The sequence below is a fragment of the Thomasclavelia ramosa DSM 1402 genome (genome assembly GCF_014131695.1).
In the GTDB taxonomy this organism is placed as follows: Bacteria; Bacillota_I; Bacilli_A; order Erysipelotrichales; family Coprobacillaceae; genus Thomasclavelia; species Thomasclavelia ramosa.
The window spans coordinates 2,237,083-2,250,798 of sequence record NZ_CP036346.1 but is presented as its reverse complement, the minus strand read 5'-3'; the positions used below and the strand labels follow the sequence as shown (position 1 = coordinate 2,250,798).

At 32.6% G+C, this 13,716-nt stretch carries 13 protein-coding genes; all 13 read left to right on the top strand.

Translation table 11 applies throughout. The features are described 5' to 3' along the window. The first annotated feature begins 55 nt into the window (after nt 1–55). The 13 genes from EYR00_RS10885 (at nt 56) to EYR00_RS10830 (ending at nt 13,704) form a co-directional block, all read left to right on the top strand. On the top strand, nt 56–1,405 hold the full coding sequence (locus EYR00_RS10885) for a carbohydrate ABC transporter substrate-binding protein (RefSeq protein WP_003536229.1): 1,350 nt from the start codon (nt 56–58) through the stop codon (nt 1,403–1,405). Between the two features lie 61 nt (nt 1,406–1,466). After that, nucleotides 1,467–2,363: a carbohydrate ABC transporter permease gene (locus EYR00_RS10880; RefSeq protein WP_003536232.1), complete on the top strand. Its 897-nt coding sequence runs from the start codon at nt 1,467–1,469 to the stop codon at nt 2,361–2,363. Nucleotides 2,364–2,377: 14 nt separating this feature from the next. Next, nucleotides 2,378–3,253: a carbohydrate ABC transporter permease gene (locus tag EYR00_RS10875; protein ID WP_003536234.1), complete on the top strand. Its 876-nt coding sequence runs from the start codon at nt 2,378–2,380 to the stop codon at nt 3,251–3,253. An 11-nt stretch (nt 3,254–3,264) separates the two neighbouring features. Next, nucleotides 3,265–3,432, top strand: a complete 168-nt coding sequence (locus EYR00_RS10870; RefSeq protein ID WP_003536236.1) for a DUF6903 family protein — start codon at nt 3,265–3,267, stop codon at nt 3,430–3,432. A gap of 12 nt (nt 3,433–3,444) precedes the next feature. Next, complete coding sequence (locus EYR00_RS10865; RefSeq protein ID WP_003536238.1) at nt 3,445–4,563, top strand: ABC transporter ATP-binding protein; 1,119 nt, start codon at nt 3,445–3,447, stop codon at nt 4,561–4,563. A 2-nt stretch (nt 4,564–4,565) separates the two neighbouring features. Next, entirely contained in the window at nt 4,566–6,719 is a 2,154-nt protein-coding gene (gene gnpA / locus EYR00_RS10860) for a 1,3-beta-galactosyl-N-acetylhexosamine phosphorylase (RefSeq protein ID WP_003536240.1), read from the top strand. A gap of 50 nt (nt 6,720–6,769) precedes the next feature. Continuing rightward, the gene (locus tag EYR00_RS15620) at nt 6,770–7,693 is read left to right on the top strand and encodes a nucleotidyltransferase family protein (protein WP_003536242.1); all 924 of its coding nucleotides are present in this window, start codon (nt 6,770–6,772) and stop codon (nt 7,691–7,693) included. Nucleotides 7,694–7,699: 6 nt separating this feature from the next. After that, the gene (locus EYR00_RS15615) at nt 7,700–8,791 is read left to right on the top strand and encodes a phosphotransferase enzyme family protein (RefSeq protein WP_003536244.1); all 1,092 of its coding nucleotides are present in this window, start codon (nt 7,700–7,702) and stop codon (nt 8,789–8,791) included. Between the two features lie 136 nt (nt 8,792–8,927). Further along, the gene (locus tag EYR00_RS10850; RefSeq protein WP_003536246.1) at nt 8,928–9,197 is read left to right on the top strand and encodes a phosphocarrier protein HPr; all 270 of its coding nucleotides are present in this window, start codon (nt 8,928–8,930) and stop codon (nt 9,195–9,197) included. Nucleotides 9,198–9,280: 83 nt separating this feature from the next. Further along, entirely contained in the window at nt 9,281–9,760 is a 480-nt protein-coding gene (gene ybaK / locus EYR00_RS10845; protein WP_003536247.1) for a Cys-tRNA(Pro) deacylase, read from the top strand. A gap of 2 nt (nt 9,761–9,762) precedes the next feature. Then, nucleotides 9,763–10,260, top strand: coding sequence for a cob(I)yrinic acid a,c-diamide adenosyltransferase (locus tag EYR00_RS10840; RefSeq protein WP_003536248.1), 498 nt, complete (start codon nt 9,763–9,765; stop codon nt 10,258–10,260). 77 nt (nt 10,261–10,337) lie between these two features. Then, nucleotides 10,338–12,032 (top strand): phospho-sugar mutase, encoded by a 1,695-nt coding sequence (locus EYR00_RS10835; RefSeq protein ID WP_003536249.1) that lies wholly within the window; start codon nt 10,338–10,340, stop codon nt 12,030–12,032. A gap of 310 nt (nt 12,033–12,342) precedes the next feature. After that, nucleotides 12,343–13,704, top strand: coding sequence for a PTS sugar transporter subunit IIC (locus EYR00_RS10830; protein WP_008791349.1), 1,362 nt, complete (start codon nt 12,343–12,345; stop codon nt 13,702–13,704). Nucleotides 13,705–13,716 lie beyond the last annotated feature (12 nt).

Here is a 13,716-nt window from a genome sequence, read left to right as displayed (position 1 = left end):
TAAAATATAATTTAGTTGTAATTAATCATAATAAACAAGGAGGAAAACGAATATTATGAAGAAAATTTTAAGTACTGCCCTTGTATTATCGTTAGCAGCAGGGATGCTGACTGGTTGTGGTGGCGGGAAATCAGATGACACCAATACTTTAAAAATTTCGGGACTAAATGGTGGTTATGGGACAAAAGGATGGGAAGCTGTAGTTAAGGCTTTTGAAAAAAAAGAAGGGGTTAAAGTTGAATTAAATTTAGAAAAAAATATTGCTGAAACTTTAAGACCGGTAATTACTTCAGGAAAAGATGTACCTGATTTGATTTATTTATCAGTAGGATCTGAAGGTGGTTTAGTAGATACAATGATTTCTGATAAAGCAATCGCTGAAATCAGTGATGTTTTAGATATGAAAGTTTATGGTGAAGATGTAAAAGTTAAAGATAAAATTATCCCTGGATTTACTAATTCATTTGCAACTAAGCCATATGGTGATGGAAAATTATATTTAGCACCATTTACTTATGATCCTTGCGGCTTATTCTATAATGCTGGTTTATTTGAACAAAAAGGTTGGACAGTTCCAACAACTTGGGATGAGATGTGGGAATTAGGTGAAAAAGCAAAGGCAGAAGGAATTGCTTTATTCACTTATCCAACAACTGGATATTTTGATGCTTTTTTCTCAGCGTTATTAAACGAAACTGTAGGTGCTGACGCTTATACTAAGTTAATGGAATATGATACTAAAACATGGCAATCTGCTGAAACTAAAAAAGCATTTGAAATAGTCGGAAAATTAGCACAATATACTGAAGCTAATACGGTTGCAAATGCTAATAAAGATAATTTCACAAAAAATCAACAATTAATTTTAGATAATAAAGCATTATTCTGTCCAAATGGTACTTGGTTGCCAGATGAAATGTCTGAAGCACCACGTGCTGAAGGTTTCAAATGGGGATTTATGGCATTACCAAAAGTAAGTGCAGAAGGAGATTCATATTCTTCTACATTCTCTGAACAAGTATATATTCCTTCAAAAGCCAAAAATGCTGATTTGGCTAAAAAATTTATTACATTTATGTACAGTGACGAAGCTGCAAAATTATTTGCTGAAGAATCTGGATGCGTTTTACCAACTACAACTGCTTCATCATATTTACCAGAAAAAGTAAAAGATAAAGATGGTAATGAAATTGATAATCAAAAAACACTATTCTACCAAATTTATGATAATGGGGCTAAGAGTTGTACGGTTGGATTTAAATCTGTTGATGCAATTGAAGGGGTTGATCTAACTAGTGCTGAAGGTATTCTTTATGGAACAGTTAATTCTGTTGTAACAGGAGATAAAACAGTTGATGAATGGTATAATGCTGTGATTGATGCTGTTAAAAAATACGACAAATAATAATTGATAAAATAATAGCGGTGGTGTCATTCCACCGCTATTTTAGAAAGTAGGTGCAGCAATGAATAAGAAAAAAGAAAGACGCAGATTCATTATTTTATGCCTTGCCCCAGCGGTAATCTTATTTGGAGTGTTCATGATTTTGCCGACCCTTAATGTCTTTTGGATGTCAACATTAAAATGGGGCGGGCTATCAGCCGATAAGACTTTTGTTGGATTTAATAATTTTGTGTTATTAATGCAAGATATGAATTTTATTCGTGCTTTACAAAATACCATTTTGATTATTGCGGTTGTAACTGTAATTACGATGGCTGTAGCAATTCTTTTTGCTTCGATTTTAGTTAGAGAAAAAATAAAAGGACAAAATTTCTTTCGGGTAATTTTTTATATTCCTAATATATTATCAGTAGTCGTTATCTCTTCGATTTTTTCTGCAATCTATGATCCCTCAGAAAATGGTATGATCAATAGTGTTTTAATGTTATTTAAACCAGAAAGCTGGGAAACTGTTAAGTTTCTTGGAGATCAAAGTATTGTTATTTATGCCATCATAGGAACAATGATATGGCAAGCTATAGGTTATTATATGGTTATGTACATGGCTTCGATGAGTTCGATTCCCGAACACTTGTATGAAGCTTCAGCACTTGATGGAGCTGGGAAAATCAAACAATTTTTTTCAATTACACTACCTTTGATTTGGGATAATATCCGAACAACTTTAACTTTCTTTATTATTTCGACGATTAACTTAAGTTTTTTATTTGTTAAAGTTATGACTAGTGGTGGACCTGATGGAGCTAGTGAAACGGTCTTAAGTTATTTATATAAACAAGCTTATAACAACGCATCATATGGATATGGAATGGCGATTGCCGCAGTAGTTTTTATTTTTTCATTTATTTTGAGTTTTATTATTAATCGTGCTACAGAGCGTGATACGTTAGAGTTATAGAAAGGAGCAGGAAAATGAAAAAGTTATTTAGCAGTGATAAACTTTATAAAATATTTATTTATGTAGCTTTGATTACTCTTGCGGTTTCTATTATTGTACCGGTAGCATGGGTATTTATGGCTTCAATCAAAGAGAATTCTGAGTTTTATGGAAATCCCTGGTCTATTCCGGCAGGAATCTATTTGCAAAACTTTGTTAATGCATTTGAACAAGCGAATATGGGAGAATATTTACTTAATTCTATTTTAACAACAGCGATGGCACTGGTGATTTTATTAGTCGTTTCATTACCAGCGGCGTATGTATTGGCGCGTTATAATTTTAAGGGAAGAAGATTTTTTAACACCTTATTTATGGCAGGGTTATTTATTAATGTAAATTATATTGTTGTACCTATCTTTTTAATGTTATTAGATTGGGATGATTTTATTTATGAATTACTCGGAGGAAATTTCTTTTTAAATAATATTTTTGTTTTAGCTGTTGTATACGCAGCGACAGCTATTCCGTTTACCGTTTATTTATTAAGTGGTTATTTTAAGACTTTACCAAAGGCTTATGAAGAAGCAGCGTTAATAGATGGATGTGGATATTATAAAACAATGGTTAGAGTAATGATTCCCATGGCAAAACCAAGTATTATTACTGTAATTTTATTTAATTTTTTAGCATTTTGGAATGAATATATTATTGCCTTGACATTATTACCAAGTACTTCAAAAACATTACCTGTAGGATTGTTGAATTTGATGCAGGCAACCCGGGGGAAGGCTGAGTATGGTATGATGTATGCTGGATTAGTAGTAGTTATGCTGCCAACGTTGATTCTATATATTATAGTTCAAAAGAAACTTACACAAGGAATGACCTTGGGTGGATTGAAAGATTAGAGGAGAAAACTATGGATGGAAAAACTAAAATAATTATCATGGTTGTTGTATTTATAGTTTCAATGGCTTTGATTTTTATTGGACAAAAAAATGTTGGTTATACAGGATTAGCGACTGAACTGGTGGGCTTAGCTGGATTGATCGGAGTAATTTACACATATAATAAAGGCTATAAGTAAAGGAGAAACAAGATGGCGAATTTAAGCTTAAAACATATTGATAAGATATATGATAATAATGTTCAAGCTGTATTTGATTTTAATCTAGAAATCGCAGATAAGGAATTTATTGTTTTTGTTGGTCCTTCTGGTTGTGGGAAGAGTACTACACTTAGAATGATTGCGGGATTAGAAGAAATTTCAGCAGGAGAGCTATATATAGATGGAAAATTGATGAATGATGTGGCTCCAAAAAATCGAGATATTGCAATGGTGTTTCAATCATATGCATTATATCCTCATATGAGTGTATATGATAACATGGCTTTTGGTTTAAAAATAGCAAAAAAGCCAAAAGATGAAATTGATCAAAAGGTTCGTAAAGCAGCTAAAGCTTTAGATATAGAACAATATTTAGATCGTAAGCCTAAAGCTTTATCCGGTGGACAAAGACAACGGGTAGCATTAGGGCGAGCAATCGTTCGAGAACCAAAAGTATTTTTAATGGATGAGCCATTGAGTAATTTAGATGCTAAATTAAGAGTTCAGATGCGAACAGAGATTTCAAAATTATATCAGCAATTAGGAACAACATTTATTTATGTGACTCACGATCAAACTGAAGCGATGACGATGGGAACAAGAATTGTTGTGATGAAAGATGGTCGGATTCAACAAGTAGCATCACCAGCATATTTATACAATCATCCCGTCAATAAATTTGTTGCTGGTTTTATTGGGAGTCCACAAATGAATTTTTTAAATGGTAAAATTAATGAAAAGGACGGTGCTATTATTATTGAACTGAGTGATGTTAGTTTAAAGGTTGAATCAACTAGAGCTAAGCAGCTTAGAGAAAAAGGATATTTAGGCAAGACGGTAATAATGGGAATAAGGCCGGAAGATATCAGTGTTGATAATGACTACATTAATGAGCATCAGGAGGATTGTTTTGAGGGGAAAGCAGAAGTAGTTGAATTTATGGGTTCTGAAAGTTATATCCATATGGTTAAAGATGAAAAACCGTTTATTGTTAAAGCCCCTGGCGGAACAACTCTGACAAATGGGGTAATTGGGAGATTTGCTTATAAGATGGACAAAATGCATTTCTTTGACATAGACAGTGAAGAAGCTATAATTGAAGGAGAGTAGACATGGAAAAATACGGGAGATTAACGTTACCTACTGATTTAGATGTAATTGACCAAACGATTGAATTAAAAAATAAACTTGGGGCTGATGCAATTCGAGATTGTGATGGGACCGACATGCCTCAAGAATTAATGAATTTGGATGCTAAAATATATGCAACATATTATACTACAAGAAAAGATAATGAGTGGGCTGAAGCTAATCCAGACGAGATCCAACAAGAATATTTGATAACGGACCGTTATACTGCTCGTGATACTAGTTTAACGATTGAGTTAATGAAAGGTTTTCATACTCAGCAGCTGAAAGTTAATGATATTGATGATCCTAAACGCTGGTGGGAAGTAATTGATCGTACTACTGGTGAAGTAGTAGCAGTTGATCAATGGGAATTTAATAAAGAAGTTGGAGCAGTAACAATTTCGACTATACCTTATCATGAATATACAGTTAGTTTTTTGGCATTTTTAATTTGGGATCCTGTTCATATGTATAATTTTATTACAAATGATTGGAAAGATGCGCCGCATCAATTAACCTTTGATGTCCGTCAACCTAAGACCAAGGAATTTGTTAAAGATAAATTACGGAAATTTTGTGAAGAAAATAAACATGTTGATGTAATTCGTTTCACCACTTTTTTTCATCAATTTACTTTAACATTTGATGATCAAAAAAGAGAAAAATTTGTAGAATGGTTTGGATATAGTGCAAGCGTTAGTCCTTACATTTTAGAGCAATTTGAAAAATGGGCAGGTTATAAATGGCGCGCTGAATATATTGTTGATCAAGGATATCATAATTCATTATTTAGAGTACCATCAAAACAATTTAAAGATTTTATTGAGTTCCAACAAATTGAGGTTTGTAAATTAGCTAAGGAATTAGTTGATATTGTTCATGGTTATGGTAAAGAGGCTATGATGTTTTTGGGTGATCATTGGATTGGAACAGAACCGTATGGTAAATATTTTGAAACAATTGGTTTGGATGCTGTAGTTGGTTCTGTAGGAAATGGTGTAACGATGCGAATGATTTCCGATATTAAAGGCGTACGTTATACAGAAGGGCGTTTTTTACCATATTTCTTCCCTGATGTTTTCTGTGAGGGTGGTGATCCGATTAAAGAAGCAAAAGATAACTGGTTACAAGCAAGAAGAGCTATTTTAAGAAGTCCGCTAGATCGAATCGGTTATGGAGGATATTTGAAATTGGCAGTGGAATGGCCGGGATTTGTTGATACAATTACCCAAGTAGTTGATGAATTTAGACAAATTCATGATTTAACAAAAGAAACAAAAGCCTATACCTCTCCATTTAAAGTGGCAATACTAAACTGTTGGGGAAGTATTCGACGTTGGATGAATAATCAGGTTCATCATGCTATCTGGTATCGTGAAATTTATTCTTATGTAGGGATAATTGAATGTTTAAGCGGGATGCCGATCGATGTTGAGTTTATTAATTTTGATGATATAAAAAAAGGAATTAATCCTGATATTAAAGTAATTATTAATGCCGGTACGGCTTACACATCATGGTCAGGAGCAGAAAACTGGATTGATGAAGAGGTTCTTACAACCATTAGAAAATGGATAGATAATGGTGGCGGTTTTATCGGGGTTGGAGAACCAACCGCTTATCAATATCAGGGAAAATTCTTTCAATTAAGTGATGTTCTTGGTGTTGATAAGGAAGTTGGCTTTACATTAAGTCATGATAAATACAATACAGTTGATCCTAATCATTTTATTGTTGAAGATATTGAAGGAGAAATTGATTTTGGTGAAGGAATGGCTAGCATTTATGGACATGGTGAAAACTATCAAATTATTCGTCAACATAAAGAGTTTGCTCAATTAGTTACAAATACTTACGGTGCTGGGCGTAGTGTTTATTTAGCTGGACTTCCTTATTCACCGCAAAATTGTCGTTTATTATTAAGAGCAATCTATTGGGCGGCAGCTAAAGAAGATGAAATGAAAAAATACTATGTAGATAATGTCAATGCTGAAGTAGCTGCTTTTGAAGCGGTAGGAAAGATCGTAGTTATTAATAACTCACTAGATGCTCTGGATACCCATCTATATGTAGAAGGAAATTTACGAGAAAAATTAAGATTAGCACCAATGGAAATGCGTTGGCTTGATATTTAATTGAAAGACTCATTTTCTTTGAAAGTGGGTCTTTTAAAAGGAGGATAAAAATGAATAAACCAGTATTAGTAATTATGGCAGCAGGTATGGGGAGTCGTTATGGCGGATTAAAGCAGATTGATCCAATTGATGAGGATGGTCATATAATTATTGATTTTTCGATTTATGATGCTCGACGAGCAGGTTTTGAAACTGTTATATTTATTATAAAAAAGGAAAACGAAGAAGAGTTTAAAGAAGTTATTGGAGATAGAATGGAGCAAATCATGAATGTTAAATACGTATATCAGGATTTGGCTAATATTCCAGCGGAATTTTCATTACCAGCTGGTCGTGTGAAACCATGGGGAACTGCTCATGCGATTTGGAGTTGTAAAGATTTAATAGATGGGCCATTTGCAGTGATTAATGCTGATGATTATTACGGAGTTACAGCGTATAAACAAATCTATGATTTTCTATTAAATCATCCTGATGGGGTAAAATATAATTATGCAATGGTAGGTTATTATATTGAAAATACATTAACTGAAAATGGTCATGTGGCTCGGGGTGTTTGTCAGGTAAATGATAAACAACTGCTGGTTGATATTCATGAAAGAACACAAATTGTTCGAAATGGCGCAGGTGCAAAGTATACTGAGGATGATGGTCAAAGTTGGGTTGAACTGCCTAAAGGAACAATTGTTTCAATGAATCTTTGGGGATATAATAAGAGTATCTTATTAGAGATAGAAAAAGGAATAAATAGTTTTTTTGAAATCGGTTTAAAAGAAAATCCGTTAAAGTGTGAGTATTTTATTCCTGCAGTTGTAAGTAAATTACTTGATCAAAATAAGGTAGAGGTTACGGTTCTAGAGTCTCAAGAACGCTGGTACGGTGTCACTTATCGTGAGGATAAACCAATAATTCAAATGGCGATTAAAGAATTAAAAGATGCAGGTGTTTATCCTAAGCATCTTTGGAAGGAGTGATCAATAGTGAGTGAAGAGTTATTAAACGAAGTAGTTGAAGCATTTTCATTTGAAGGTGTGTTGAAGAAAAAAAAGCCTTATGGAAGCGGACATATCAATGATACATTTTTATTGACTTTTGATATTGAAAGAATGGGAATGATTGATATCATTTTGCAACGAATGAATACTGCGGTTTTTACTAAACCGATTGAATTGATGGAAAATATTGCTAACGTAACAAGATTTTTACGAGATAAAATTATTGCTAGTGAGGGTGATCCCGAAAGAGAAACACTCAATATTATTTATACTTTGGATCATAAACCATATTATGTAGATTCAGCTGGTGGATATTGGCGAGCATACAAATTTATTACTTGTGCAACTAGTTATGATCAAGTTGAGAGTGCTGAAGATTTTTATCAAAGTGCATTAGCTTTTGGACACTTCCAGAGCCTTTTGGCTGATTATCCGGCAGCAACACTTCATGAGACAATCAAAGGTTTTCATGATACTAAAGCTCGCTTTGAACGTTTTAAAGAAGTAGTTGCCAATGATATTTGTAATCGTGCTAAAGATGTTCAAACAGAGATTGAATTTGTTTTAGCTCGTGAAGATGTGGCAAATGTATTAACAAATTGTAATTTGCCAATACGGGTCACTCATAATGATACGAAGTTAAATAATGTTATGATTGATGATAAAACTCATAAAGGTATTTGTGTGATTGATTTAGATACTGTTATGCCGGGTTTAGCAGTCAATGACTTTGGTGATTCGATTCGATTTGGAGCCAGTACAGGGGCAGAGGATGAAATTGATTTAGATAAAATCGAATGTGATATGGCGTTGTTTGAAATTTATGCTAAAGGTTTTATCAAAGGTTGTGATGGTAAATTAACGAAAGAGGAAATCAAAGCATTACCGATCGGGGCTAAGGTTATGACATTTGAATGTGGGATACGTTTTTTAACTGATTATTTGGAGGGTGATATTTATTTCAAAATTCATCGCAAGAATCATAATCTTGATCGTTGTAGAACTCAATTTAAGCTTGTTAAAGATATGGAATCAAAATGGGAAATGATGAATAAAATCGTTGAAAAATATATGTGATTATATTAAAGAAGGTAAATTTTTAGCAATATATGGGAATAATTTGTAAGCGCTAAATTTTATGTAAAAAGTTCTTTAAAACCAAGGGGTTAGGTGTTATAATTGATTTATAGAAATTTTAAGGAGGAGTCATAAAATGGCAGAAAAATTATCTTTCGTAGTATCTGATCCTGTAGGATTACATGCAAGACCAGCTACTATCTTAGTTAACCAAGCTAGTAAGTTTACAAGCAATATTAAATTAGTATACAATGGTAAAGAAGTAAACTTAAAATCAATCATGGGAGTTATGTCTTTAGGTGTTCCTACTAAAGCTACAGTAGAAATCGTAGCTGAAGGTGATGACGAAAAAGATGTAATTGCTTCAATTGCAAAAGTTATTAAAGAACAAAAAGTAGCTGAATAAGAAAATTAGAAGTCCTCGGACTTCTTTTTATTTGCTTAAAATTTATGTTTGGATTAAGATAATAATGTTGTTAGGAGGTTTTTATGGCTAAAAAAATTAAAACTAATGCTTTACGTTTATTAGATCAAGCAAAGATTGATTACGAAATAAAGGAATATGAATATGATGAAGATCATTTAAGTGGTGAACATATTGTTGCACAAGTTGAAATACCGGCTAAAGATATTTTTAAGACACTGGTTTTAAAAGGAAACCGTGGTTTTTTAGTATGCTGTATACCGGTATTAGAGGAAATAGATTTAAAAAAATTGGCAAAGTTATCTAATAATAAAAGTGTAGCAATGATTCATATGAAGGATTTATTAGCAACGACCGGATATATTCGTGGAGGCTGTAGTCCAGTGGGAATGAAGAAAAAATTTGATACTTATTTTGATTGCTCAATTAATGAGTGTGATAAAATTGCTCTCAGTGCTGGAAAAAGAGGATATCAAATGATTGTAGAAGCAAAGCAGTTACTAGCATATTTAGATGCGGTAGTTGGTGATGTGATAAGGAGATAGCGATGATTCAATGTTATTATGGTAATGGTAAAGGAAAAACTACTGCTGCAGTAGGACAAGCATTAAGAATGGCTGGGGCAGATAAAAAAGTATTATTTCTACAATTTTTGAAAGACGGTGACAGCAGTGAAATAAAGATGCTGAAAAAGTGTGGAATTAAAGTGTTGTATGCTAAAATGCCTCAGATGTTTATTGATATGCATGATCCAGAGATGATAAAATTGGTGAGTCGTTTAGAAGATGAGTTATTTGAACAAATAGATGAAAGTTATGAAGGAATTGTTTTAGATGAAATTCTTGATGCAATTGCTTTAAATTTATTAAATGAAGGGAAAGTGTATGATTGCTTGGTAAGCTTAAAAGAAACTCACGAGGTAATTTTAACAGGGCGTCAGCCTAGTCATAAATTAAAACCGATTCTAGATTATTCGAGTGAAATTAAGAAACATAAGCATCCATATGATAAAGGAATAAAAGCGCGTAAAGGAATTGAGTTCTAATTTGTAGTAATTTCATTTATAAAACAAGTAGTTATTTTTTTACAGGTTTGTTATAATTAAATTAAGAGGTGAAAAACATGAACTACAATGAAGAATATCAAAGATGGGTAAATTGTGAAAATTTAGATCCATCACTAAAAGCAGAGTTAGCAAGCATGAATGAAAAGGAAAAAGAGGATGCATTCTATATGAACCTAGAGTTTGGAACTGCAGGAATGCGAGGAATTTTAGGGGCTGGTACTAACCGAATGAACATCTATACAATTAGAAAGGCTAATGTTGGCTTTGCTAAATATGTATTAGGTTTACCAGAAGGAAAAGAACGTGGAGTCGCAATTGGTTATGATAACCGCCACATGTCTTACAAATTTGCAATTGAAAGTGCGAAAGTTTTAGCTACTTATGGAATTAAATCTTATATTTTTGAAAGTTTAAGACCAACTCCAGAATTATCTTATGCAGTACGTTATTTAAAATGTGCTGGTGGGATTATGATCACTGCAAGTCATAACCCTAAAGAATACAACGGTTATAAAGTATATGATGATACTGGATGCCAATTAATTCCTGAATGGGGAGATCAAGTAGTTGCATATGTAAATGAAGTTAAAGATGAATTGGCAGTAGAAGTAATTAGCGATGAAGAAGCTTATCCATATATTACATGGATCGGTGAAGAAGTAGATGAAGCATATTATCAAGAAGTAATGGCAATTGAAATTAATCCCGGTATGGATAAAAAAGATTTCAAAATTGTTTTCTCACCACAACACGGTACTTCAAATCTACCAGTTAGAAATTGTTTGAGTCGTTTAGGCTATAATGTTATTCCGGTTTTAGCTCAGTGTGCACCAGATCCTGATTTTTCAAATACTAAATCACCAAATCCTGAAGTTGACTGCTCATATGATCTAGCAATTAAAAAAGCTAAAGAAGTTGATGCAGATGTCGTTGTAATTTGCGATCCTGATGGTGATAGATTAGGTGTTGTTGCTAAACATGATGGTGAATATGTATTGATGTCTGGAAATCAAAGTGCTGCAGTATATTTAGAATATATTTTAAGCGAACTTAAAAAGCAAGGTAAATTACCAGCTAATGCAGTAATGTATAATACGATCGTTACTAGTGATTTAGGTGAATTGGTGTCTAAATCTTATGGTGTTGAGGTTGAAAAAACATTGACAGGATTTAAATTTATCGGTGATAAGATTCGTAAATATGAAAAAACAAAAGAAAAAGAATTTATCTTCGGATATGAAGAATCTTATGGTTGTGTAGTTAAGGATTTCGTTCGTGATAAAGATGCAGTTCAAGCGGTTGTAATGGCAGCAGAAGCTGGTAATTTCTATAAACATCAAGGAAAAGATCTAATTGATGTTTTAAATGAATTATATGCTAAACATGGTACGTTTAAAGAATCGCAAATTGCTTTAAGCAAAGCCGGAGCTGAAGGTGCAAAACGTATTAAAGAAATTATGGATAATTTAAGAAAAGATGCTCCAAGTGTGATTGGAGGATATAAAGTATTAGCAGTAGAAGATTATCAAAGTAGTCAACGTATTGAAAATGAAACTACGACAGTTATTGATCTACCTAAATCAAATGTATTAAAATACTATTTGGAAGATGGATCATGGATTGCGGCTCGTCCTAGTGGAACAGAACCAAAATGTAAATTCTATTTTTCAATAAAAGGTAATGATGCTGATGATGCGAGTGTAAAAACAGAAGTTTTCCAAAAAGATATATTAAGTATTATTGGTGAATAGATTATAAAAAGATGGACTTTAGAGAGTTTATGCTCTAATTTGAGTAAAAACTCTTTAGCTCCATCTTTTTTATTTAAAATCAGTAAAAAACAGTAAAAAAAATTATTATTTTACTGTTTTGCTTTTATTTATTAGTATAATTTTAATAAGATTTAATTATTTTAGTTAAAATATAATAAAATTAAGTAAAAAATAAGTAAAATAATCAGTAAAAAATATTTACATTATTTTATTATAATTATATAATATAAATAGATATAAAAACATCGATGAACAAATATCTAAAAATAAATATATGAGGAGAACGAAAATGTATCAAAGACTTATGGATATTATGTCTGAAAGATTATTGCCTATTGCAACTAAAATTGGTTCACAAAAACATTTAGTCGCATTACGTGATTCATTTATTGCAACGATGCCTGTGGTTATGACGGGATCGATCGCATTATTGTTAAATGCTTTTTTTGTAGATTTTCCTGCTGAATTTGGGTGGACAGGAATCACTGACGCATTTCAATGGTTGATTAGTATTAATAATTTGATTTTTAATGGGAGTTTAGCAATTGTTTCCTTAGTCTTTATTTTTGCTTTAGGATATAATATCGCTAAAGTATACGAAACAGATAAATTATCTGGAGGATTAGTTGCTTTATCATCATTTGTTATTTCTTTAGGAACAAGTATTACTCAAACATTTCAATTAGAGGGTGTTAGTGCTGATATTGGGAAAATTATTAATCAGGTCACTGGCTTGAATTTTAGTGATGGAAATTTATCAGTAACGATCAATGGCTTATTACCAGGAAACCAAATTAATTCACGTGGTTATTTTACAGCAATTGTTATTGGTTTTTTAGCGGTAGTGATTTATAGTAAATTCATGAAGAAAAATTGGACGATTAAATTACCTGATTCTGTACCTCCGGCAATCTCGGTGCCATTTACTTCAATTATTCCGGCTTTTATTGCTATGTATGCTGTAGCAGCAATTACTTATGGATTTAATTTGGTGACAGGTCAATTAATTATTGATTGGATCTATGATATTTTACAGACACCATTGTTGGGCTTCTCTCAAAATCCGCTTTCTATTATTTTAGTAGCTTTTTTAACTCAATTATTTTGGTTTTTTGGAATCCACGGTGGGAATGTTATGGCACCGATTATGGAAGGTGTTTTTGGTGTTGCATTATTGGCGAATCTTGAAGCTTTCCAAAAAGGAACAGAAATACCATATTTATGGACGAGTGTATCATATGGTGCCTTTGTCTGGTATGCAACATTAGGCCTGTTAATTGCAATTTTTTGGCAATCTAAAAATAAACATTATCGTGAAGTAGCTAAATTAGGTATAGCTCCAGTAATGTTTAATATTGGTGAACCTGTTATGTATGGGCTGCCAACTGTCTTGAATCCGTTAATGTTCATTCCTTTCCTGTTGGCACCAATTGTATTGTCAGCAGTTGCTTATGGGGCAACAGCATTAGGATTAGTTGCACCAGTTACACAAAATGTTACTTGGGTCATGCCGCCGGTTCTTTATGGATTCTTTGCAACTGGTTTTGATTGGCGAGCAATTATTTTATCACTTGTAAATCTGGCTTTAGCTGTAATTATTTATTTACCGTTTGTTAAGTTGGCAAACAATCCTAAATTTGAAGAAAAATAAGTGGAAGAGGTA

Excerpts from the sequence above, each read along its gene's own strand:
- EYR00_RS10885 (WP_003536229.1), top strand. The coding sequence starts at position 56 with ATGAAGAAAATTTTAAGTACTGCCCTTGTATTATCGTTAGCAGCAGGG.
- EYR00_RS10880 (WP_003536232.1), top strand. The coding sequence starts at position 1,467 with ATGAATAAGAAAAAAGAAAGACGCAGATTCATTATTTTATGCCTTGCC.
- EYR00_RS10875 (WP_003536234.1), top strand. The coding sequence starts at position 2,378 with ATGAAAAAGTTATTTAGCAGTGATAAACTTTATAAAATATTTATTTAT.
- EYR00_RS10870 (WP_003536236.1), top strand. The coding sequence starts at position 3,265 with ATGGATGGAAAAACTAAAATAATTATCATGGTTGTTGTATTTATAGTT.
- EYR00_RS10865 (WP_003536238.1), top strand. The coding sequence starts at position 3,445 with ATGGCGAATTTAAGCTTAAAACATATTGATAAGATATATGATAATAAT.
- gnpA (WP_003536240.1), top strand. The coding sequence starts at position 4,566 with ATGGAAAAATACGGGAGATTAACGTTACCTACTGATTTAGATGTAATT.
- EYR00_RS15620 (WP_003536242.1), top strand. The coding sequence starts at position 6,770 with ATGAATAAACCAGTATTAGTAATTATGGCAGCAGGTATGGGGAGTCGT.
- EYR00_RS10850 (WP_003536246.1), top strand. The coding sequence starts at position 8,928 with ATGGCAGAAAAATTATCTTTCGTAGTATCTGATCCTGTAGGATTACAT.
- ybaK (WP_003536247.1), top strand. The coding sequence starts at position 9,281 with ATGGCTAAAAAAATTAAAACTAATGCTTTACGTTTATTAGATCAAGCA.
- EYR00_RS10840 (WP_003536248.1), top strand. The coding sequence starts at position 9,763 with ATGATTCAATGTTATTATGGTAATGGTAAAGGAAAAACTACTGCTGCA.
- EYR00_RS10835 (WP_003536249.1), top strand. The coding sequence starts at position 10,338 with ATGAACTACAATGAAGAATATCAAAGATGGGTAAATTGTGAAAATTTA.
- EYR00_RS10830 (WP_008791349.1), top strand. The coding sequence starts at position 12,343 with ATGTATCAAAGACTTATGGATATTATGTCTGAAAGATTATTGCCTATT.